19 protein-coding genes are annotated in these 20,690 nt (G+C 70.4%); 16 read left to right on the top strand and 3 right to left on the bottom strand.

Translation table 11 applies throughout. The annotated features are described in order from the left end of the window. Positions 1-9 precede the first annotated feature (9 nt). Complete coding sequence (locus tag SD460_RS06470; protein ID WP_086856499.1) at positions 10-555, bottom strand: PadR family transcriptional regulator; 546 nt, start codon at positions 553-555, stop codon at positions 10-12. Positions 556-801: 246 nt separating this feature from the next. Here SD460_RS06470 and SD460_RS06465 point away from each other — a divergent pair, with 246 nt between their 5' ends. From SD460_RS06465 to SD460_RS06450, 4 genes are all read left to right on the top strand, one after another. After that, positions 802-1,197, top strand: coding sequence for a DUF5318 domain-containing protein (locus SD460_RS06465; protein WP_290062419.1), 396 nt, complete (start codon positions 802-804; stop codon positions 1,195-1,197). A 67-nt stretch (positions 1,198-1,264) separates the two neighbouring features. Continuing rightward, complete coding sequence (locus tag SD460_RS06460; RefSeq protein WP_318305989.1) at positions 1,265-4,003, top strand: transglycosylase domain-containing protein; 2,739 nt, start codon at positions 1,265-1,267, stop codon at positions 4,001-4,003. A 310-nt stretch (positions 4,004-4,313) separates the two neighbouring features. Beyond that, positions 4,314-6,569: a transglycosylase domain-containing protein gene (locus SD460_RS06455; protein ID WP_290058054.1), complete on the top strand. Its 2,256-nt coding sequence runs from the start codon at positions 4,314-4,316 to the stop codon at positions 6,567-6,569. A gap of 78 nt (positions 6,570-6,647) precedes the next feature. After that, positions 6,648-8,975: a transglycosylase domain-containing protein gene (locus tag SD460_RS06450; RefSeq protein WP_290058046.1), complete on the top strand. Its 2,328-nt coding sequence runs from the start codon at positions 6,648-6,650 to the stop codon at positions 8,973-8,975. Between the two features lie 44 nt (positions 8,976-9,019). Here SD460_RS06450 and SD460_RS06445 read toward each other — a convergent pair whose 3' ends face one another. Beyond that, positions 9,020-10,063 (bottom strand): Gfo/Idh/MocA family oxidoreductase, encoded by a 1,044-nt coding sequence (locus SD460_RS06445; protein ID WP_290058045.1) that lies wholly within the window; start codon positions 10,061-10,063, stop codon positions 9,020-9,022. Positions 10,064-10,092: 29 nt separating this feature from the next. Between SD460_RS06445 and SD460_RS06440 the strand changes: the two genes are divergently transcribed. Together SD460_RS06440 and SD460_RS06435 are read left to right on the top strand one after the other, a co-directional pair. Then, the gene (locus SD460_RS06440) at positions 10,093-11,178 is read left to right on the top strand and encodes an ROK family transcriptional regulator (protein WP_438860645.1); all 1,086 of its coding nucleotides are present in this window, start codon (positions 10,093-10,095) and stop codon (positions 11,176-11,178) included. 48 nt (positions 11,179-11,226) lie between these two features. Beyond that, a complete protein-coding gene (locus SD460_RS06435) occupies positions 11,227-12,780 on the top strand; it encodes a glycosyltransferase family 87 protein (protein ID WP_290058044.1) in 1,554 nt (517 codons plus the stop codon). On the opposite strand, the gene SD460_RS06430 is transcribed toward SD460_RS06435, so the two are convergent. After that, positions 12,777-13,550 carry a deoxyribonuclease IV gene (locus SD460_RS06430; RefSeq protein WP_290058043.1) on the bottom strand — a complete coding sequence of 258 codons (774 nt, stop codon included), beginning with the start codon at positions 13,548-13,550 and terminating at the stop codon, positions 12,777-12,779. The genes SD460_RS06435 and SD460_RS06430 overlap by 4 nt on opposite strands. Positions 13,551-13,664: 114 nt before the next feature. Between SD460_RS06430 and SD460_RS06425 the strand changes: the two genes are divergently transcribed. From SD460_RS06425 to SD460_RS06380, 10 genes are all read left to right on the top strand, one after another. Further along, entirely contained in the window at positions 13,665-14,447 is a 783-nt protein-coding gene (locus SD460_RS06425; RefSeq protein ID WP_290058042.1) for a hypothetical protein, read from the top strand. Positions 14,448-14,572: 125 nt separating this feature from the next. Continuing rightward, entirely contained in the window at positions 14,573-15,487 is a 915-nt protein-coding gene (locus SD460_RS06420; protein WP_290058041.1) for a hypothetical protein, read from the top strand. A gap of 85 nt (positions 15,488-15,572) precedes the next feature. Beyond that, positions 15,573-16,469 (top strand): hypothetical protein, encoded by an 897-nt coding sequence (locus SD460_RS06415; protein ID WP_290058040.1) that lies wholly within the window; start codon positions 15,573-15,575, stop codon positions 16,467-16,469. Between the two features lie 102 nt (positions 16,470-16,571). Continuing rightward, positions 16,572-16,901, top strand: coding sequence for a 30S ribosomal protein S6 (rpsF, locus tag SD460_RS06410; protein WP_290058039.1), 330 nt, complete (start codon positions 16,572-16,574; stop codon positions 16,899-16,901). A gap of 17 nt (positions 16,902-16,918) precedes the next feature. Then, a complete protein-coding gene (locus tag SD460_RS06405; RefSeq protein WP_257926070.1) occupies positions 16,919-17,434 on the top strand; it encodes a single-stranded DNA-binding protein in 516 nt (171 codons plus the stop codon). 43 nt (positions 17,435-17,477) lie between these two features. Next, positions 17,478-17,726: a 30S ribosomal protein S18 gene (gene rpsR, locus SD460_RS06400; RefSeq protein ID WP_003098744.1), complete on the top strand. Its 249-nt coding sequence runs from the start codon at positions 17,478-17,480 to the stop codon at positions 17,724-17,726. A 14-nt stretch (positions 17,727-17,740) separates the two neighbouring features. After that, a complete protein-coding gene (rplI, locus tag SD460_RS06395; protein WP_290058038.1) occupies positions 17,741-18,202 on the top strand; it encodes a 50S ribosomal protein L9 in 462 nt (153 codons plus the stop codon). Between the two features lie 127 nt (positions 18,203-18,329). After that, the gene (locus SD460_RS06390) at positions 18,330-18,683 is read left to right on the top strand and encodes a hypothetical protein (RefSeq protein WP_318305988.1); all 354 of its coding nucleotides are present in this window, start codon (positions 18,330-18,332) and stop codon (positions 18,681-18,683) included. Then, positions 18,680-19,276, top strand: a complete 597-nt coding sequence (locus SD460_RS06385; protein WP_290058036.1) for a DUF3558 domain-containing protein — start codon at positions 18,680-18,682, stop codon at positions 19,274-19,276. Before SD460_RS06390 ends, SD460_RS06385 begins: the two co-directional genes overlap by 4 nt. A gap of 1 nt (position 19,277) precedes the next feature. Continuing rightward, complete coding sequence (locus SD460_RS06380; protein WP_318305987.1) at positions 19,278-20,618, top strand: hypothetical protein; 1,341 nt, start codon at positions 19,278-19,280, stop codon at positions 20,616-20,618. Positions 20,619-20,690: the final 72 nt, after the last annotated feature.

Below are 20,690 nucleotides of genomic sequence, written 5' to 3'. Positions count from 1 at the left end.
CCGGGCGGCTCAGGTCTCCGGACCCTGCCGCTCGGCTTGTTCGTGCGCGATCAGCTCGTTGAGCCAGCGCACCTCCCGCTCGCTGGTCTCCAGCCCGAGCCGGTGCAGCTCGCGGGTGTAGCGATCGATCTTCTCCTCGGCCCTCGACAGCGCCGCCCGCAAACCCTCGCGGCGCTCCTCGACCCGGCGGCGGCGGCCCTCGAGGATCCGCATCCGCACGTCGGCCGGGGTACGCGAGAAGAAGGCCAGGTGAACACCGAAGCCTTCGTCGTCCCAGGTCTGCGGCCCGGCGTCGCCGAGCAGCTCACCGAAGCGCTCCTTGCCCTCCGCGGTGAGCTTGTAGACCCGCCGTCCACGCCGCGACCACGCTCGGTCGTCGGCCTCGTCCAGCTCCTCGACCAGGTACCCGGCCCGCAACAGCTTCCGCAGGGTCGGGTACAGCGAGCCGTACGAGAACGTCCGGAGCGTGCCGAGCGTCTCGTGCAGCCGCTTGCGCAGCACGTACCCGTGCATGGGCGCTTCATGCAGAAGACCCAGGATCGCGAACTCCAGCACACCGCACCCCCTTCCGGGAACAAACCGAGACGACGGGCGTTGCTCCGAACGGGTCGCCTCGATCCAACCTACTCAGCCACTATATCGCGCCGATACATCGAAGTGGCGAAGCTAACCTCGACCGTGTACCCAGTGCGCGTGAAATTCACCGGAGAGTTATCGAACGTCCGGCGTGTCCGCCCCGGTCGGGGAGGGGGTCGCGCTAGGGGGCGTGGACGACACAGGAAGAGCCCGTACTCTGTCCTGGTGATTAACCAGCGGCAGGTCGTGGACTACGCGCTGCAGCGCCGTGCGCTGCTGGCCGAAGTCCGCTCCGGGCGCGTCGGCAGCCACGAGGCCTGCGACGCGACCCCGTACCTGCTGCGGGCGGCGAAGTTCCACGGCCGGGCCGGTGACCTGCCCTGCCCGATCTGCCGCCAGGAACCGCTGACCCTGGTGTCCTGGGTCTACGGTGACGAACTCAAGCACGTCGCGGGTTCGGCGAGGACACCCGAAGAGCTGGCCAGGATGGCCGGGATGTTCGCCGAGTTCACCGTGTACGACGTCGAAGTGTGCCGCGCGTGCCACTGGAACCACCTGGTCCGGTCGTACGTCCTCGGCACAGGGGAACCGGCCGGTCCGCGAAGGACCGCAGGCCGATGAGCTGGATCACAACCGCTGAAGAGCGCAGAACGGCGCACCACCCCGCGCCGGTCTGGGAGGCCCATTCGTGAACGACGACCGCAACCGCTCCTGGCCCGGCCAGGAGCCAGATGCACCTCGCCGTGCCCAGTCAGGCCCGTGGCCGGGGGAAGACCCCGGACCGGCGTGGCCCGGCGAAGAAGCCCCCCGGCGACCCCAGCGCAACACCCCGCCGCGCGGCAACCCGCGTGGTGGCGGTGGCGCGCCCGAGTGGCCGTCCGGCGACGAAGGCGGTCCCCAGTGGCCCGGCGAAGAGCCGCCCCGGCGCCCGCAGCGCCCCCGCGGGCAGCAGGGCATGCCGCCGCGGCGGGCGGTCCCGCCGCCCGGCCAGCGTCCCCAGCAGCAGGGCCCGCCCGCTTCGCCGCCGGAAGGCTTCCGCCAGCCACGCGGCGGACGGCCGGTGCCGCCCCCGGGCCGTGAACCGGACCTCATCACCCACCACGCGCACAACGGCACCGACGACTTCGGGCGCGACCCGTACGACGACGGCTACGAAGACGCCGCCTTCAACGAGTTCGCCGACGACGTCGAGCCCCAGGACGAGCTCGACGAGAACGGCAAGAAGGTCCTGACGCCGGCGCAGAAGAAGAAGCGCCGCTGGAAGATCGTCCGCCGCGTGGCCTACGCCTGCGTCGGGCTGTTCTTCGTGGTCCCCGCGATCGCGTTCGTCATCACCTACTTCCTGGTCGACGTGCCGACGCCGGAGAGCATCAAGTCGCTGCAGAACCAGCCGATCACCTACTACGACGCCGGTGGCCAGGTGATGGGCCGCGAGCTCCCGCCGGGCGGCGACCGCCAGCTGCTGAAGCCGGGCGAGGTCCCCGACGTCGTCAAGCACGCCGTGTACTCGGCGGAGGACGCGACGTTCGAGACCAACTCGGGCTTCGACGTGACCGGCATCCTGCGCGCGGTCTGGAACCAGGTTTCCGGTGGCCAGGGCGGTGGTTCGACCATCTCCCAGCAGTACATCAAGCAGGCCACGCAGAACGACGCCCCGACGCTTACCCGCAAGTGGACCGAGCTGGCGAAGTCGTTCAAGATGAACAACCAGCAGTCCAAGGAAGAGATCATCACTTCCTACCTGAACATCGTCTACTTCGGCCGCGGCGCGAACGGCATCCAGGCGGCTTCGAAGGCGTACTTCAACAAGGACGCCAAGGACCTCAACGCGTCCGAGGCCTCGCTGCTGGCCGGCCTGATCCAGGGCCCCGGCAAGTCGGAAAACCAGGCGTACGCCCAGAAGCGGTGGACGTACGTGATGGACCAGATGGTCGCGAACAAGTGGCTGCGCGCGGACGAGCGCGCCACCGCTCAGTACCCGACGCCGATCGCGAAGAACGCCAACAAGGAGGAAAACTCCGGGAAGATGACCTACCAGCTCCAGCAGCGGATCAAGGACGAGCTGGCGGCGAAGGGGTACGACGAGAGCAAGCTGTTCTCGACCGGAGCGAAGATCTACACCACGATCGACCCGGCGGCGCAGGCCGCGGCGGAACAGGCCGCCCAGGAGGGCATGAAGGGCCAGACCGACGAAAACCTGCTCAACGCGCTGGTCGCGGTCAACCCGAAGAACGGCGGCGTGCTCGCCTACTACGGCGGGCCGGAGCTGGTGAAGGACGCGAACGGCAAGGACCAGATCGGCCAGGACCGGGCGAACCAGGCGAGGAACCCGGGTTCGTCGGTGAAGGCGTTCGACCTCACCGCGTTCCTCAAGATGGGCAAGGGCCTCGGCGAGACGTTCGACGGCTCCAACAACCGGGTGCTCGGCGGCCGCACGGTCCGGAACGCGGGTGACAGCGCGAGCTGCGGCAAGGACTGCACCGTCGCCAAGGCGATGGAGATCTCGGCGAACACCGTGTTCTACGACATGGTCCTGAACGTGACGAAGCCGTCGCGGGTCGCGGAAGCGGCCAAGGACGCCGGGGTCAAGGTGGCGCCGGACGGCAAGAGCGTCCTGTACACCGACGACAACAACATCTCGCTCGGCGGTGGTGCCACGGCCGTGACGCCGGAGGACATGGCGGCCGCGTACGCCTCGTTCGCCAGCGGCGGCACCTACCACGAGCAGCACTTCGTCGCGAAGCTGACGAACAAGCAGGACGAAGTCGAGTTCGACGAGAACAACATCAAGACGAACCCGGCGTTCTCCGACGACGCCGCGAAGAGCCAGCAGATCGCCGGCAACGTCACCGAGGCGCTGATCCCGGTCATCGACCACTCGAAGCTGAAGTGCCCGACCGGCCACGAGTGCGCCGGCAAGACGGGTACGCAGCAGTACACCCCCAAGGACGACGACCCCGCGGCGTACAAGGACCGCAACGCGCAGACCTGGATGGTCGGCTACACGCCGTCGGTGTCGGCCGCGGTCTGGGTCGGCGGCGACGGCAACAAGCCGCTGCACGACCCGAAGAACAAGCCGATCTTCGGTGCGACCATCGCCGGTCCGACGTGGCAGAACTTCATGAACCTCTACCTCAAGGGCAAGCCGGCGGAGAAGTTCGACAAGGTCGCGCCGATCGGCAAGGACGTCAACGACGTGACGACGACGCCCACGAAGCCGCCGGAGACGCCGACCACGACGACCCCGCCGAGCACCACGGAGACCCCGCCGAGCACCGAGTCTTCGGAGACCGACACGGAGACGACGACGCCGAGGACCCGCCCGACGCGGCCGGGACCGGGCGAGACCCCGACGTTCCCGCTGGGCAACAACCAGGGTGGTGGTGGCGGCGGAGTCGCCGCGCCACCGGGCGCAGGCCCGGGCTAGACCGCAGGGCCCTCCGCGATCGCGGAGGGCCCTGAGTCGTTTTCGGGGTGCTCAACCGGCAACCCGGCGGGATTTCGCGCGTCCTTTTCCAGAGAGGGGGTGGCGATCGTCGCTGCCCGCGAACTTGGAGGACTGCCCCGTGCCCGACGAACGATCCCGCTCCTGGCCGCCGGGCCAGGGTCCTGATCCGCGCCGTCGTGGGCCGTCCGGACCGCAGGGCCCCCACGGACAGCCGCCGCGGCGTCCCCAGCAGCCGTGGCAGCAGCAACCGCCGCAGCAGCCGAGGGGTTACCGGCCCGAGCCGCCGCCGATGAGCGGCGGGCCCGAGCTGATGACGCACCACGCGTACGAAGAGCCGGCCGACGACGGCCGGCCCGACGACGACGGCAAGCCGGTCCTCACCCCGGAGCAGAAGAAGAAGCGCCGCTGGAAGATCATCCGGCGGGTCGCCTACGGGTTCTTCGGGCTGTTCTTCGTGGTCCCCGCGATCGCGTTCGTCATCACGTACTTCCTGGTCGACGTGCCCTCGCCGACCGAGGTCGCGCAGAACCAGAGCCAGGCGGTGACCTACCTCTTCGCCGACGGCTCGCCGATGGGCAAGGACGTGCCGCGCGGCGGCAACCGGGTGCTCCTGACGCCCGACCAGATCCCCGACGTCATGAAGCACGCGGCGATCGCGACCGAGGACGACTCGTTCGAGACCAACTCCGGCTTCGACGTCGGCGGCCTGCTGCGCGCGGTCTACAACCAGGCCACCGGCGGTACCGGCGGCGGTTCGACGATTTCGCAGCAGTACATCAAGAAGGCCACCGACAACGACGCGCCCACGCTGACGCGCAAGTGGACCGAGCTGGCCAAGTCCTTCAAGATGAACCAGACGTACGAGAAGAAGGACATCATCACCGCGTACCTGAACATCATCTACTTCGGGCGCGGGGCGTACGGGGTGGGCGCGGCGTCGCAGGCCTTCTTCCACAAGGAAGCGAAGGACCTCAGCTTCTCGGAAGCCGCGTTGCTCGCGGGCCTGATCCAGCAGCCGGGCCGGTCGGAGAACCCCAAGGTCGCGAACGACCGCTGGAACACCGCGCTCGACCGGATGGTGAAGAACAACTACATCAGCGCGGCCGACCGCGCGGCGGCGCAGTTCCCGACGCCGATCCCGCTGGAGGACAGCAAGCAGCAGGCCGGCGCGCCGCCCGCGTTCGTCGTGCAGCAGGTGAAGAACGAACTGGCCGCGCACGACATCCCGGAAGACCGCTACTACTCCGGCGGTTTCGTGGTCCAGACGACGATCGACCCGAAGGCGCAGCAGGCCGCCGAGCAGGCCGCGACCGACGCGATGAAGAACCAGGTCGACGACAACCTGCTCAACGCGCTCGTCGCCGTCGACCCGAAGACCGGCGGCGTGCTCGCCTACTACGGCGGTAAGCCGATCGTGCAGGTCAACGGGCAGGACCAGGCCGGGCGCGACTGGGCGGACACCCCGCAGAACCCCGGTTCGTCGATGAAGCCGTTCGACCTCACCGCGCTGCTCAAGATGGGCAAGGGCCTCGACACCACCTACGACGGCTCCAACAACCGCGTCTTCGACGGCCGCGTCGTGCGCAACGCCGGCCCGGGCAGCAGTTGCTCGCAGCAGTGCACCGTCGCCGAAGCGATGGAACGCTCGGCGAACACCGTGTTCTACGACATGGTCCTGCACGACACCAAGCAGGGCCCGGTCAAGGAAGCCGCGAAGGAAGCCGGCGTCAAGGTCAAGGAGGACGGCGGCCAGTCGATCATCTCCACCAAGGACAACAACATCTCCCTCGGCGGTGGCGAAACGCAGATCACGCCGCTGGACATGGCTTCGGCGTACGCGACTTTCGCGGCCAACGGCCAGCAGCGCGACCGGCACTTCGTGCAGAAGGTGACCAACGCGCAGAGCGAAGTCGCCTGGGAAGCCCAGACCGAGGCCAAGGCCGTGTTCGACAGCGACTCGGACAAGAGCCGGCAGATCGCCGGCAACGTCACCGAAGCGCTGAAGCCGGTCATCGGCTTCTCGAAGCTGAAGTGCCCCAACGGCCACGAGTGCGCCGGCAAGACCGGGACGCAGCAGCACACGAAGGTCGCGGGCGAGCCGGCGTGGGCGGCGAACGCGAACTCGCAGACGTGGATGGTCGGGTACACCCCGTCGGTCTCGGTGGCGGCATGGGTCGGCGGCGACGGCAACAAGCCGCTGCACGGCAAGAACAACTCGCCGATCTACGGCTCCACGATCGCCGGCCCGATGTGGCAGAAGTTCCTGTCGCTGTACCTGACGGGCAAGCCGGGCGAGCGCTTCGACAAGGTCGAGCGCATCGGCGGCGAGGTCGCGCCCCCGCCGTCGTCCGACGTGCCGACGACGACCGACGCGACCCCGACGGACGAGAACCCCGATGGCGACCAGGGCGATCCGGGCGACCAGGGCCACGGCCCGGGGCACGACGGCGGTCAGCCGCCGTCGAAGGAGAGCACGCCGAAGCACCCGAAGCCGTCGACGACCCCGAAGGAAACTCCGACCGGCACGCCGGACCCGGAGGAGTAGCCGGCTGAACCACGGTGGGCGGCGGTACGTGTGCCTCCCGAGAGGACTGCGTCCGCAGCCCACCGTGGAGGACGGCCCGTGAACCACGACCGGCAGCCCGAACCCCGACGTCGTCGCGCCCGGCGGCCCGCGCCGCGTGCCGGGCTGCTGGGCAGCGAGCCCGAGCTGATCACCCACCACGCGCACAACGGGACCGAGCCGGACGACCCGCCGACCGTGCCGATCATCCGGCAGCGCGCCGGTGAGCCCCGCCGCCGGCCGCGGCCGCTCACCGCCCAGGACCTGCGGCGACGGCGCTGGCGGCGGATCCGGCGGATCGGGTACGTGGCCGCGGGGCTGTTCTTCGTCGTCCCCGGGGTCGCCTTCGCGATCACCTACCTGGCCGTCGACGTCCCTTCACCGGAGACGATCGCGCAGGCGCAGGGCCAGGCCGTCACCTACCTGTTCAGCGACGGCACCGAGATGGGCAAGGACGTGCCCACCGGCGGCAACCGGCAGATCCTGACGGCGAACCAGATCCCGGACGTCGTCAAGAAAGCCGTGATCGCCACCGAGGACGCGTCGTTCGAAACGAACTCCGGCTTCGACGTCGGCGGCATCCTGCGCGCGGCCTACAACCAGGTCACCGGCGGCTCGGGCGGCGGGTCGACGATTTCGCAGCAGTACATCAAGAACGCGTCCGGAGACGACGACCCGACGCTGACCCGCAAGTGGGTCGAGCTCGCGAAGTCGTTCAAGATGAACCAGACCTACGAGAAGGCGGACATCATCACCGCCTACCTCAACATCATCTACTTCGGCCGCGGCTCGTACGGGATCCAGGCCGCCGCGCAGGCGTACTTCGGCAAGGACGCCGGCCAGCTCGACTACTCGCAAGCCGCGCTGCTCGCCGGGCTGATCCAGCAGCCGGGCCGCTCGGAGAACACGGCCGTCGCGACGAACCGGTGGACCACGGCGCTGGACCGGATGCTGAAGAACGGCTACCTGACGCCGGCCCAGCGTGCCGCGGCGAAGTTCCCGACGCCGATCCCGCTGCGCGAGAGCAGGCAGGCCGGCGCGCTGAACCCGTTCCTCAAGAAGCAGGTCAAGGCCGAGCTGGCCGCGCAGGGGATCGACGAGAAGCAGTACTACTCGGGCGGGTTCCAGGTCTTCACCACCATCGACCCGCAGGCGCAGCAGTCGGCCGAGAAGGCCGTGGCCGAAGGGATGGCGGAGCAGACCGACGACCGGATCCTGAACGCGCTGGTGGCCGTCGACCCGAAGACCGGCGGCGTGCTCGCCTACTACGGCGGCGACGCGATCGTGAAGGGCCCGAACGGCGAGGACCTGGCCGGGCGCGACTGGGCCGACGAAGCGCACAACCCCGGGTCGTCGATGAAGCCGTTCGACCTGGCGGCGTTCCTCAAGCTCGGCCGCGGCCTCGACGCCCGGTTCGACGGCACGTCCCCGCGCACGTTCCCCGGCGTCGACCTGCCGATCCGCAACGCCGGCGACAGCAGCAGCTGCTCGCAGGAGTGCACCGTCTCCGAGGCGATGCAGCGGTCCACGAACACGGTGTTCTACGACATGGTCCTCAACGTGACGAAGCCGGCCGGCGTGGCGGAAGCCGCGCGGGAGGCGGGCATCCGGACGAAGGACAACGGCGGCCGCAGCGAGCTGTTCACCGGCGACAACAACATTTCCATCGGCGGCGGCGGCACGCAGGTCACGCCGGCCGACATGGCTTCGGCGTACGCGACCTTCGCCGCGGGCGGGGTCCAGCGCGACCGGCACTTCGTGCAGAAGGTGACCAACGCGAACGGCGAAACCGCGTACGAGGCGAAGCTCCGCTCGATCGACGCGTTCGCCGACAACGACACGCAGAAGAGCGCGCAGATCGCCGGGAACGTGACGGCCGCGCTCGCACCGGTGATCCAGTTCTCCCGGCTGACCTGCCCGACCGGCCACGAGTGCGCGGGCAAGACGGGGACGCAGCAGCACACGCCGCAGAACGACGAACCCGCGTCGGCGGCGAACGCGAACTCCCAGACCTGGATGGTGGGCTACACGCCTTCGGTGTCGGCCGCGGTCTGGGTGGGCGGCGACGGTGACAAGGCGTTGCGCGGCCCGGGTGGCGCCCCGCTGTTCGGCTCGACGCTCGCCGGCCCGATCTGGGACCGGTTCATGCAGCTCTACCTGGCGGGACGGCCGGGGGAGCGCTTCGACCGCGTCGCCGCGATCAGCTCGCCGCAGGACCGGGTGCAGGTCCAGCCGCCGCCACAGCAACAGCAGCAGCGGGACCAGCGGAATCCGGTCCAGTTCGGCGACGGCAACCGCCAGCAGAACGACCAGCTCGACCGGATCCGGGAGTTCCAGCAGCGGCTGCAGGAGCTGCAGGACCAGCAGCGCAGCCGAAGGCGGCCGTGACCTCGGAGCTGGGGGTCACCGAGGTCACGGCCTGGTTCAGCGGGTCACAGTTCGACGACTGCACCTTCGACGCCGGAGCGGTGCGCGGCTTCGATCACGCGCAGGGCCGCGACCGACGACTCGGGGTCGACCGGGAACTCGCCTTCGCCGCGCAGCGCGTCACGCACCTGGGCGTAGAACTGCTCGTAGCGGCCGGTCTCGGTGGGAACGGTCTTGACGTCGTTGCCGACGCCGATCTTGCCCGCGTCCGACGCCGGCTCGACGCCCCAGGCTTCGTCGCCCGGGCGCATGCCCGCTTTGATCTGCGGTTCCTGCACGTCGAGGCCGTACTTGGTGAAGGTCGCCTGGTCGCCGAGCACCCGGAACCGCGGGTTCTGCGTGCCGGCGAGCGCGCTCGCCCACAGGTGCGAGCGGACGCCGTTGGCGTGCTTCAGCGCGACGAAGACGTCGTCGTCGACCTGGACGCCGGCCCGGCGGCGGTCGGTCTCCGCGTAGACCTGCGTGACCGGGCCGAACAGCTGCAGCGCCTGGTCGACGATGTGCGCGCCGAGGTCGTAGAGCAGGCCGCCGGCCTCGGCCGGGTCGCCGAACTCGCGCCAGTTGTCCTTGGGCTTGGGCACCCAGCGGTCGTAGCGGGACTCGAAGCGGAAGACCTCGCCGAGCTTCCCGGACTCGAGGACCTTCCGGACGGTGAGGAAGTCGGAGTCGAGCCGCCGGTTCTGGAACACGGTCAGGCCGACACCCGCCGCCTTCGCCGCGGCGACGACCCGCTCGGCCTCGGCGGCGGTCGGCGCGAACGGCTTGTCGACGACGACGGGCAGGCCGGCCTCGATCGCCCGGAGCGCGAGTGGCACGTGCGTGCGGTTGGGCGTGCTGACGACGACGAGGTCGAGCTCGCCGGCGTGCTCGAAGAACGCGTCGGCGTCCGGCACGATCTCCGCGCCGGGGTGGTCGATGCGCGCCTGGCCGGCGTTGGACGACGTCGAGATCACCGCGGGGGTGAGGCCGGGCGTCGCCGCCACCAGCGGGGCGTGGAAAACCCGTCCGCCGATGCCGTACCCGAGAACACCCACGCGCAAGTCACTCATGCCCGCCATTAAACAACACTGTTGCGTAATTGGCCAGACGTGCGAAGATCCTGACCATGGCGGACACCGGCGTCAACCTGCGCAGCGTGCGGGAGCACAACCGCGCCCTGCTGCTCACGCACATCCTGCGCGCCGGCGGCCTCAGCCGCGTCGAACTCGCCGAGCGCACCGAGCTCACCCAGCAGGCCGTCTCCAAGATCGTGCCCGAACTCCTCGACGCCGGCTTGCTGGACGAAGAACGCCAGCCGTCCACGGGCGTCGGCAAGCCGCGGACGTTGCTGACCATCCGGCCCGGCGCCCGGCACGCGCTCGGCGCGCGCCTCGACCGCGACGAGTTCCGCGTGCTGCGCACCAACCTCATCGGCGAGGTCGAGGAGGTGGCGGGCGGCCCGCTGCCCCCGGGTTTCACCCCCGAGCAGGCGGTCGAGGCCATCGGCACCGCCGCCCTCGAGCTCGCCGACGGCTTCGACGTGCTCGGCCTCGGCCTGGGCGCGGTCGGCCCGCTGGACCACCTCGCCGGCCTGGTCCGCGACGCGACGAACATGCCCGGCTGGCACGACGTCCCCCTGCGCGACCTGCTGGAGAAGCGCACCGGGCTGCGGGTGACGCTCGACAAGAACACCAACGCCGCCGCGTTCGCCCGGCTGTGGCCGCACGGCGAACCGACGGCGACCGCGGTGGTGCTCGTCGGCACCGGCATCGGCGTCGGCCTGCTGATCGACGGGCGGCTCTACCGCGGCCCGCGGACCAACGCGGGTGAGTTCGGGCACACCACGATCGCCTACGACGGGCCCCGCTGCGCCTGCGGACGGGCCGGCTGCGTCGAGATCATGGCCAAGCGGGCGCCGGACACGAGGGCCGCCGCGGGCTACCTCGGCATCGGGCTCGCCGACCTCGTCCAGGTGCTCGACCTGGAACGGATCGTGCTGGCCGGACGCGCGGTGCGGGACGAACCGGACGTGCACCGCGAGGCCGTTTCGGCCCGGCTCGAGGAGCTGCTGCCGCTGCCGCACTGGCAGCGGATCGAGGTCGTGGAGGACACCTCCGGCGAGGAGCTCGTCACCCGCGGCGCGGCCGCCGAGGTCCTGGCCTCGTACTACGCGAATCCGGCATGATCACCGGCTTCACCGCCGTGCTGCAGGATCACCGATACGATCCGCCTCGTGCCAGAGGAGACCACGCGGGAGCCGGATCCCGGTCCCGTGACGCTGACCCGGGCCGACCGGGTCGTCCCGAGCTGGAACGAGCCACTCGCGGCGGCGGTCACCAGACCCGTCGGCGGCCCGCTCGGTGAGCACGCGGCGGTCGGCAGGCACTGGTTCTGGTCACCCCAGCGCGTCGGGCTGCTGCTCGCCACGCTCGCACTGATGCTCTGCTGGTTCGGCAAGGGCTCCTGCATCCAGCAGTACCAGGACTCGAGCGGCGCCACCCAGCTCGACTGGCGCGCGGGCCGCCCGTTCGTCGCGATGTGCTACTCCGACATCGTGCCGCTCTACAGCTCCGAGCGGCTCGACCGGGCGGGCACCTTCCCGTACTACACGTCGTGGAAGGAGAACACGCAGACGGCGGAGAACGGCACCCGGTACATGGAATACCCGGTGTTCACCGGCCTCTTCCAGTGGGCGAACGCGAAGCTCGCGGCGGGCTGGTACCACGTCGCCGAGGCCGGCTGGCTGCCCGGCGGGCTGCCGGTCGCCATCTACTTCGACATCACGGCGTTCTTCCTGGCGCTCGCCTGGCTCGTCACCGTCTGGGCGACCGGGCGCACGATGAAACGCCGGCCGTGGGACATGGTGCTGGTGGCGATCTCGCCGCTGGTGCTGGTGCACGCCTTCACCAACTTCGACGCGATCGCGACCGCGTTCACCGCGACCGGCCTGTTGGCCTGGGCGCGCAAACGGCCACTGCTCGCCGGCCTGCTGCTCGGCCTCGGCGCGACCGCGAAGCTCTACCCGCTGTTCCTGCTCGGCGTGCTGTTCGTGCTGTGCCTGCGCGCGGGGAAGCTGACGCCGTTCTGGAAGACCGCGGCCGCCACGGTCGTGACGTGGCTGGCGGTGAACGCGCCGTTCATCCTCACCGCCACCCGCGGCTGGTGGGAGTTCTTCCGGATGAACACGCTGCGGCCGATGGACCCGGACTCGCTGTACAACGTCCTCTCGTACACGACGGGCTGGACCGGGTTCGACGGCGTGCTGCAGAAGAACCAGACGCCGACGTACCTGAACCTGACCGTGGCCGTGCTGTTCCTGGCCTGCTGCGCGGGCATCGCCTACATCGCGCTCGCCGCGCCACGACGGCCGCGCGTCGGCCAGCTCGCGTTCCTGGTCGTGGCCGCGTTCCTGCTGACGAACAAGGTGTGGAGCCCGCAGTACTCGCTGTGGCTGGTGCCGCTGGCGGTGCTGGCGATCCCGCGCTGGCGGCTACTGCTGACCTGGATGCTGATCGACGCGCTGGTCTGGGTGCCGCGGATGTTCTACTACCTCGGCGTCGACCACAAGGGCCTGCCCGAAGGCTGGTTCCTCGGCACGGTCGTGGTGCGCGACCTGGCCGTCGCCGGGCTGTGCGTGCTGGTCGTCCGCGAGATCTACCGGCCGGGCACCGACCTGGTCCGCCGCGACGGCGACGACGACCCGGCCGGCGGCTTCCTCGACGGCGCCCGGGACGTGATCGTCCCGAACGCCGTCCGGCGCCGCCGCCGGAAGGCCGTCGCGGTCTAAGCGAGCTTCTCCCGCAGGTACGCGATGTCGGCGGCCTGGCCGTCCGCCGGGGTCTCGACGACGACCGGCGCGCCCGCCGCGCGGGCCACCTCGGCCAGCACCTCGGGGTCGATCGTGCCTTCGCCCTCGACGACGTTGGCGTGCCGGTCGCGGGTCGAGCCGAACTCGTCGCGCGAGTTGTTGAGGTGCACCAGGTCGATCCGGCCGGTGATGGCCTTGACCTTCTCGACGGCGGTCGCGAGGTCCCAGCCCGCGGCGAACGCGTGGCAGGTGTCCAGGCAGAACCCGGCACCGAACTCGCCGACCTTGTCCCACAGCCGGGCGATGACGTCGAGGTCGCGGGTCATCGCGTTCTCGCCGCCCGCGGTGTTCTCGATCAGGATCGGGACCTTGAAGCCGCCCTTTTCCTGCTCGCGCTCGAAGAGCTTGCGCCAGTTGTCCAGGCCGGCCTCGACGTCGTCGTTCGCGCCGACGTGCCCGCCGTGCACGATCAGGCCCTTCGCGCCAATGGCTGCCGCACCGTCCGCGTGCTGCGTGACGTTCTTACGGGATGGGATCCGGATCCGGTTGTTCAGCGAAGCCACGTTGATGAGGTAGGGAGAGTGGATGAACACCTCGACGGGGTCGGCCGCGATGGCCTCGCCGTGGGGGTGGGGCTTCGGGGCCTTCCAGCCCTGCGGGTCCGAGAGGAAGAACTGGACGACGTCGGCTTTGCGCTCGGCGACCGCGGTCAACGGGTCGTCGTCACGGACATGGGCGCCAATCAGCATGCCGAGCACGCTACTCCGGGCTCCCCTTTCCCCTGCGGGACCGGTTGGTGACGCTCGTGGAGTACCGTGAGCGCGTTCCGTGATCCAGATTGGTCCGACTGCCGGAGGGCATCGATGGGGAAGCAGTTCACCCGGATCACCGCACTGGGATTCACTTTCGCCGCCTCGGCCGCGTTGGTGCTGCCGGGCGTCGCGAGCGCGGACACCAGTCCGACCCTCGGCGGCGACTGCGCGGCCACGCTGCAGAACGGCCAGGCCCGCGACGCGAAGACCGGTCTCGTGCTCGACGCCGGCGCGCCGCTGAACTCGCCGAACCAGCTGACGGTCGGGCTCGACTCCAGCGCGCGGAACACCAACGGCTCGGCACCGCTGCTCACCCTGCCGGTGGGCGACACCGTGAAGGCGCTCGGCGTCGGCGAACTGCCGCTGGTCGGCGACGCAACGGCGAAGGGCGTCTGCCCGGCCGCGCAGGGTGTCGTGAACACGGTCGGCGGCGTCGTGCAGGGCGCGGACCTGCCCCCGCTGCCGCTCCCGCCGGGCCCGAACCCGCCCCAGCCCGCGCCGCCGTCCCCGGTGCCGCCGGGCCAGAACCCGCCGGGCGACAGCACCGGCCCGGTGACCACCGGACCGGGCAACGCGGGCCTGCCGGGCGACGCGATCTCCGGCATCTTCACCAACGCCGCGCTGCTGCCGGGCACCCTGGTGCAGGCCCCGGTGGTCGCGCAGATCATCCCGGGCACGCAGGTCCCGACGGTCGACGCCCAGCGGTCCGGCACGGCGGAGGCGCTCCCCGGCCTCACGCCGCCGGCGAAACTGCCGATGCTGCTCGCGGTCCTGGCCCTCGCGATCGTGGCCGCGGCCCTCGTCCGCGCCTGGATCCGCCGCAAGCCCGCCTGAGCTTTGACGCAGGGTGACGCCCGGTTCCACTCGAATGCCGGACATTTCTGAGTGAGCGGGCGTCACCCGGCTGCCTTAACGTCGTTGTCCTGGGTAAGAGGCCACGACACCTAGGGGCGGCGCGCATGCAGGAGCGGACACGGAGGGCAACGGCGGTCGGAGCGACGGCGTTCGTGCTCGCGGGTTCGGCCGTCCTCGGCCTGCCCGGCACGGCCTCGGCGGAGACGAAGACCGTGGCCTGCGGGAGCACCGTGAGCGCCAAGCCCGGCGACACGATCAAGGCCACCACCCCGCTGCTCGGCATTCCGCTCGACCTGGGCATCGTCACCGAGGGCACCAAGGTGCTCACCGGCACCATCAACGCGATCCTCGGCACCCTCTGCCAGGTCACGGTCAACGTGGTGAACACCGTCGTCTCCCCGGTGCCGGTGGTCGGCGCACCCGCGGCGAGCGCGATCAACCAGGGCGTGCAGGGCGTGACCAGCGGCACCCAGCAGGGCCTGTCCGCGCTGAGCGGCGGCCAGCCCGCCCCCGGCCAGCAGCCCGGGACCGGCGGCAACCCCCAGCAGCCGCCGTCCGGTGGCACCGGGGGCAACCCGCAGCAAGGCGGCACCCAGCCGGGCTCCGGCGGCATCCCCGAGGCGAACAGCCCACTGCTCCCCGGCTTCTCCGGCGGCGGCGCGAGCCCGGCGTTCGGCGGCTTCCCGTTCAGCATCGGCACCGGCTACGCCCCGATGCGCGACTACAGCGGCATCCCGTTCGCGACGGCCGGCCTGTTCACGCCGTCGCCGGCGATCCGGTACGGCAGCCAGGTCCCGGGTTACGCCCCGCAGTACGGCCTCACCGGGCCGGACGGCACCGCGGCCGACGGCAGTTCCGGCGTCCAGACGGCGGGCCGGGCCGAAGCGCTACCGTCCGCGTCGGACGGTTTCACGAACGGGTCGAATCTGCCGCTGCTGATCGCGGTCCTGACACTCTCCGGAGTCAGCGCGGGCCTCGTCCGCACCTGGGTGCTCCGCCGAATGGCCGCTGCGAATTGACCCGACTGCCGAGTATCTTTCACGTATCTCCTTCGTTGGTCCCGGTGTTGCCTGGAACGACGCCCCCGTAATTCCCTGGAGGACAGTGCTCGTGCGGAAGATCCCCACCTGGCCGACGACCCGCCGCGCACTGACCGTCACCGCTGTCGCCGCCTTCGTGACCGGGGGAGCCTTCCTCTTCGCGGGCACCGCCTCGGCCGCGCAGCAGGTCGTCAGCAGCAGCTGCACGGGCACGGTCACCGGCCAGATGGGCGACCAGATCGCGATCGACGGCGCCTCGGTGAAGACCCTCGTCACGAACGGCGCCAACAACGCCGGCACGCTGGCGGTCGGCAGCTGGGCGGGCGACTCCATCGCCAAGAACCACGCCATCCCGGTGGGCCAGGTGCCGAACTCCGCGGGCGGCGAAGCCACCGGCGCGGCGATCGGCAAGGCCGTGCGCACCGCGCTGGCGAACTCCGGCACCTGGGGCCTCGGGTTCGACTGGAACAAGACGCTGAACAGCGTGGAGAGCACCGTCGCCAAGGGCTGCGGCCTCACGCTGCTCGCCGGCAACTACGTGGCACCCAGCACGCCGACCCAGCCGAACGCCGGCACGCCGCAGGGCGGCACCGGGACCACCCCCGGCGGCACCTCCGGCAACCTCGCCAACCTGAACCCCGGCACCTCCGGCGGCACGGGCGGCAGCGCGCCGATGCGCGACTACAGCGGCATCCCCACCGCGACCGCCGGCACGGCCGTCGCCCCGGGCGTGCGCTACCCGGCGAACGGCACCCTTCCGGGTGACGCCTCCGCGCCGCAGGCAGGGCCGGGCGACCAGAGCGGCCAGGGCGCGGACATCCGGGACGCGGGCAACGCGCAGTCGCTCGCCTCGAACGGCGCTTCGAACGACGTCCAGCTGCCGATGCTGCTGGCCGTGATCGTGCTGGCCGGGGTCACCGCCGGCCTCGTCCGGACCTGGGTCCTGCGCCGCGCGAGCTGACCCCGCCGTCCGGTCCCGCCGGCACCCCCAGGTAGCCTTACCTGGACAAACCCTCCTGCCACGGACAGTCCGTGGCCGCGAGCCCATAGGAGGTGAGTGGTTGTGTCACGCCATTACGAGGTAATGGTCATCCTGGACCCCACGCTCGACGAGCGTACGGTCGCCCCGACCCTCGACACGTTCCTCAACGTCATCCGCACTTCGGGCGGAAGCGTCGAGAAGGTCGACGTCTGGGGCCGTCGTCGCCTCTCGTACGAGATCAAGAAGCACGCGGAGGGCATCTACGCCCTGCTCGACCTGAACTCGTCTTCGGACGCGGTGAAGGAGCTGGACCGCCAGCTGTCGCTGCAGGAGACCGTGCTCCGCACCAAGGTCATGCGCCGCGAGGTCAAGCGCGCCGCAGCGCCCAAGCCCGCTGCCGCCAAGGCCTGAGCCCGAGGGGAACCCCGATGGCTGGAGACACCGTCATCACGGTGGTCGGCAACCTGACGTCCGACCCGGAACTGCGCTTCACCCCGTCCGGTGCGGCGGTCGCGAACTTCACCGTCGCGTCCACCCCGCGCACGCTCGACCGGCAGTCCGGCGAGTGGAAGGACGGCGAGGCGCTGTTCCTGCGCTGCAACATCTGGCGGCAGGCGGCGGAGAACGTCGCCGAGTCGCTGACGCGCGGCGCCCGCGTCGTCGTGCAGGGCCGCCTCAAGCAGCGGTCGTTCGAGACGAAGGAAGGCGAGAAGCGCACCGTCGTCGAGCTCGAGGTCGACGAGATCGGCCCCTCGCTGCGCTACGCCACGGCCAAGGTCAACAAGGTCAGCCGCGGTGGCGGCGGCGGTGGTGACTTCGGCGGCGGCGGCGGAGGCGGTGGCAACCGCGGCGGCGGCGGCGCACCGGCCGACGACCCGTGGGGTTCCGCCCCGGCCGCGAGCAGCGGCGGTGGCGGCGGCTTCTCGGACGAGCCCCCGTTCTGATCTCGTACACATCCACAAAGATTTGAGTTACCAGGAGTAGACAGTGGCCAAGCCACCCATCCGCAAGCCCAAGAAGAAGGTCTGCGTGTTCTGCAAGGCCGAGAAGAAGGGCCGCCCGGAACTGATCGACTACAAGGACACCAACCTGCTGCGGAAGTACATCTCCGACCGCGGCAAGATCCGTGCCCGTCGCGTCACCGGCAACTGCAGCCAGCACCAGCGTGACATCGCCATCGCGGTCAAGAACTCCCGCGAGATGGCGCTGCTCCCCTACACCTCGACCGCGCGCTAAGGGAGGGCACTGAAATGGCGAAGATCATCCTCACCACGGACGTGGCCAACCTCGGCGGCCCCGGCGACATCGTCGAGGTCAAGGACGGCTACGCGCGCAACTACCTGCTCCCGCGGGGCTACGCGATCGTGGCCTCCAAGGGCGCGGAGAAGAACGTGCGCACCATCCAGCGCGCGCAGGAGAGCCGTCGCATCCGCGACCTCGACCACGCCAAGGAGATCAAGGCGACGCTGGAGGGCCTCGGCGCCATCCAGCTCACCGGCAAGGCGGCCGAGGGCTCGAAGAAGCTCTTCGGTTCGATCACCGCCGGCGAGATCGTCGACGCGATCAAGGCGGCCGGTGGCCCGCTGCTCGACAAGCGCGTCATCGAGCTCCGCGACCACATCAAGACCGTGGGCAAGCACTCGGTCGGCGCCCGGCTTCACCCGGACGTGAAGGTCGACGTGCGGCTCGAGGTCAAGGCCGCCGCGCAGTAAAGCAGTACGTCGTCGGAAGGCGGGTCGTCCCTGGTGGGCGGCCCGCCTTCACGCGTTTCGGGGGAACCCCGGACACGCGGGCGGCGTCGGAGGAGAATGGGCGGGGACGCGAAGGGGATGGATCCGGATGGCCAATGAAGTCAACATGTCAGCACCGGCCGGTGGCGGTGGCTTCACGTTCGACGCCGACAAGATCGACGCCGTCATCAAGAAGTGGCAGGATCTGCGGGCCGACCTGAAGCGCGACTACGACGACGCCAACCTGATGGCGAACGTGAAGGCGCCCGGCAAGGAGTTCGCCAGCGAGGACTGGGAGAAGCTCGCGAACCCGTCCGGCAAGGCCTTCCTCGAGCAGAACAGCAAGATGCAGGAATACGTCACCAACTACATCGACGCGCTGACGGCCGCGAAGCAGAAGATCACCACCAAGGAGTCGGACACCCAGGCCGACATGGCGAAGACGGGGAACCAGGCCACGTGAACCGACGACTTCTCGCCGTCCCGGCACTGGCCTTCGCCGTGCTCGCCGTCGCCGGGTGCGGCGGCAAGACCAGGGGTACCGCGAACGCGGCGCCGTCGACCGCCGAGTCGAGCAGCGAAACCCGCTCCGTCGCCGACACCGCGCCGCACGTGCCGAGCCCGCTGAACACCGGCGCGATCACCTCGGACGCCTGCGCGACGCTGTCGGCGTCGGCGCGCTCCGACCTGGGGCTCGGCGAAGGCGAACCGCGGAGCACGGGCAACGGCCCGAGCTGCACGTTCACCGAAGCGGCCGACCCCGGCAACCAGATCGACGTGACCACGGTGACCGCGAACAAGAACGGGCTCCAGGACGTCTACGACACCAAGGCCAACGACGCGTACTGGGGTGAAACCCAGGCCGCCGGCTACCCGGGCGTCTACGCCGCCGCGGTCGACGACCGCAAGAACGGCAAGTGCGGCCTGTTCGTCGCGGTGACCGACCAGCTGGCGGTGAACATCCTGGTGCAGTACGACAACGGCGCCGGCGCTTCGGACCCGTGCTCGGTGGCGATGAAGTTCGGCGAGTCGATGATCCACACCCTGGGAGGCTGAGATGCTGGAACTGGTGCTGCTGGGTGGCTTCGCCGCCTACAACATGGCGACCACGCACTCCGACGACCACGCCTCGACGCAGGGCGACCGGAAGATCGACTGCTACGACATCTGGGAGAAGATCACCCACGGTCCCGGCGCGGGCTCGATCGCGAACGGGCAGTCGGCGGCGAGCCGGCTCAAGGGCGCGTATTCCGAGCGGCTCAGCACGATCGACGCACTGGCCAAGGAGATGGACGCGGCCTGGACGGGCGGCGGCTCCGAGGCGGCGCAGAACGCCGGCGCGCACCCGCTGCGGGTGTGGATGGAGGACTCCGGCACCAAGCTCACCGAGTCCGACAAGTACCTCGGCGAGCAGCACAACGCCTTCACCACCGTGCACACGCAGGTCCAGGAGGTCCCGAAGGACCCGCCGAAGAACAACCTGCTCAACGCGGTGACGCCGTGGACGACCGACACCGACCGGGCGATCCGCGACTACAACTCCAAGGGCCAGGCCAACGTCGACGCCTTCAACACCTACTACAAGGCGAGCAACGACAACGGCCAGAAGATGCCGGCGTACTCCGCGCTCAAGGGGCAGCAGGAGAACGTCAACGTCGACGGCGGCAAGGACGGCAAGAAGAAGCCGGGCGACGACGGCAACGGGAACGGCACCGGCGACGGGACCGGGAACGGCAGCGGGTCCGTGCCCGGCGTGAACATGCCGGGTGGCGGGAGCGTGCCGTCCTTCGGCGGCCAGCCGACCACACCCGGCGGCAAGTTCGACCCGTCCCAGATCCCCGGTGGCAACTACACCCCGCCGAAGTTCGATCCCTCCCAGATCCCCGGTGGGAAGTTCGACCCGTCCCAGGTTCCGGGCGGCAACTACACGCCGCCGAACTTCGGCGACGGCACCCACTCGTCCGGCTTCACACCGCCGAAGATCCCCGGGGCCGGCGGCTTCGGTCCCGGTGGGTCGGGTGGCGCGGGCGACTTCTCGATCCCCGGCGCCGGCGGCTTCGGCCCCGGCGGTTCGGGCGGGGTCGGCGACCCGTCGGGCTTCGGTCCGGGTGGCGGGGGCTTCGGCCCCGGCGGCTCGACCGGCGCGGCCACCCCGGGTGGGGCGGCGGGTGCGGGCCGGGGCGGCCTGGGTGCCGGTGGTGGCGCGATGGGCGCGGGCGGCGCCGGCGCCGGCCGGGCCGGGTCCACCGGGATGGGTGGCATGGGCGGCATGGGTCACGGTGCCAAGGGCCAGGGCGGCGGCGACGAGGAACGCACGTCGAAGTACCTCCTCGGCGACGACCCGAACGACATCTTCGGAACCGACGAGCTCACCGCACCGCCGGTCATCGGCGAGTAGCGCACGCGGGACCGCCGGGCGCGTGCCAAGATGAGCGCGCCCGGCCGCTTCGGGTTCACCAACTGTTTTCAA

The sequence above is a fragment of the Amycolatopsis solani genome, assembly GCF_033441515.1.
Classification (GTDB): Bacteria; Actinomycetota; Actinomycetes; order Mycobacteriales; family Pseudonocardiaceae; genus Amycolatopsis; species Amycolatopsis solani.
The sequence above is the reverse complement of the archived record's forward strand: the minus strand, read 5'-3'. Positions and strand labels throughout refer to the sequence as shown.

Bases quoted from the DNA above. Each gene is read 5' to 3' on its own strand.
- SD460_RS06445 (WP_290058045.1), bottom strand. From the start codon at position 10,063: ATGAGTGACTTGCGCGTGGGTGTTCTCGGGTACGGCATCGGCGGACGG.
- SD460_RS06405 (WP_257926070.1), top strand. From the start codon at position 16,919: ATGGCTGGAGACACCGTCATCACGGTGGTCGGCAACCTGACGTCCGAC.
- SD460_RS06380 (WP_318305987.1), top strand. From the start codon at position 19,278: ATGCTGGAACTGGTGCTGCTGGGTGGCTTCGCCGCCTACAACATGGCG.
- SD460_RS06430 (WP_290058043.1), bottom strand. From the start codon at position 13,550: ATGCTGATTGGCGCCCATGTCCGTGACGACGACCCGTTGACCGCGGTC.
- SD460_RS06425 (WP_290058042.1), top strand. From the start codon at position 13,665: ATGGGGAAGCAGTTCACCCGGATCACCGCACTGGGATTCACTTTCGCC.
- SD460_RS06455 (WP_290058054.1), top strand. From the start codon at position 4,314: ATGAGCGGCGGGCCCGAGCTGATGACGCACCACGCGTACGAAGAGCCG.
- SD460_RS06420 (WP_290058041.1), top strand. From the start codon at position 14,573: ATGCAGGAGCGGACACGGAGGGCAACGGCGGTCGGAGCGACGGCGTTC.
- rplI (WP_290058038.1), top strand. From the start codon at position 17,741: ATGGCGAAGATCATCCTCACCACGGACGTGGCCAACCTCGGCGGCCCC.
- SD460_RS06390 (WP_318305988.1), top strand. From the start codon at position 18,330: ATGGCCAATGAAGTCAACATGTCAGCACCGGCCGGTGGCGGTGGCTTC.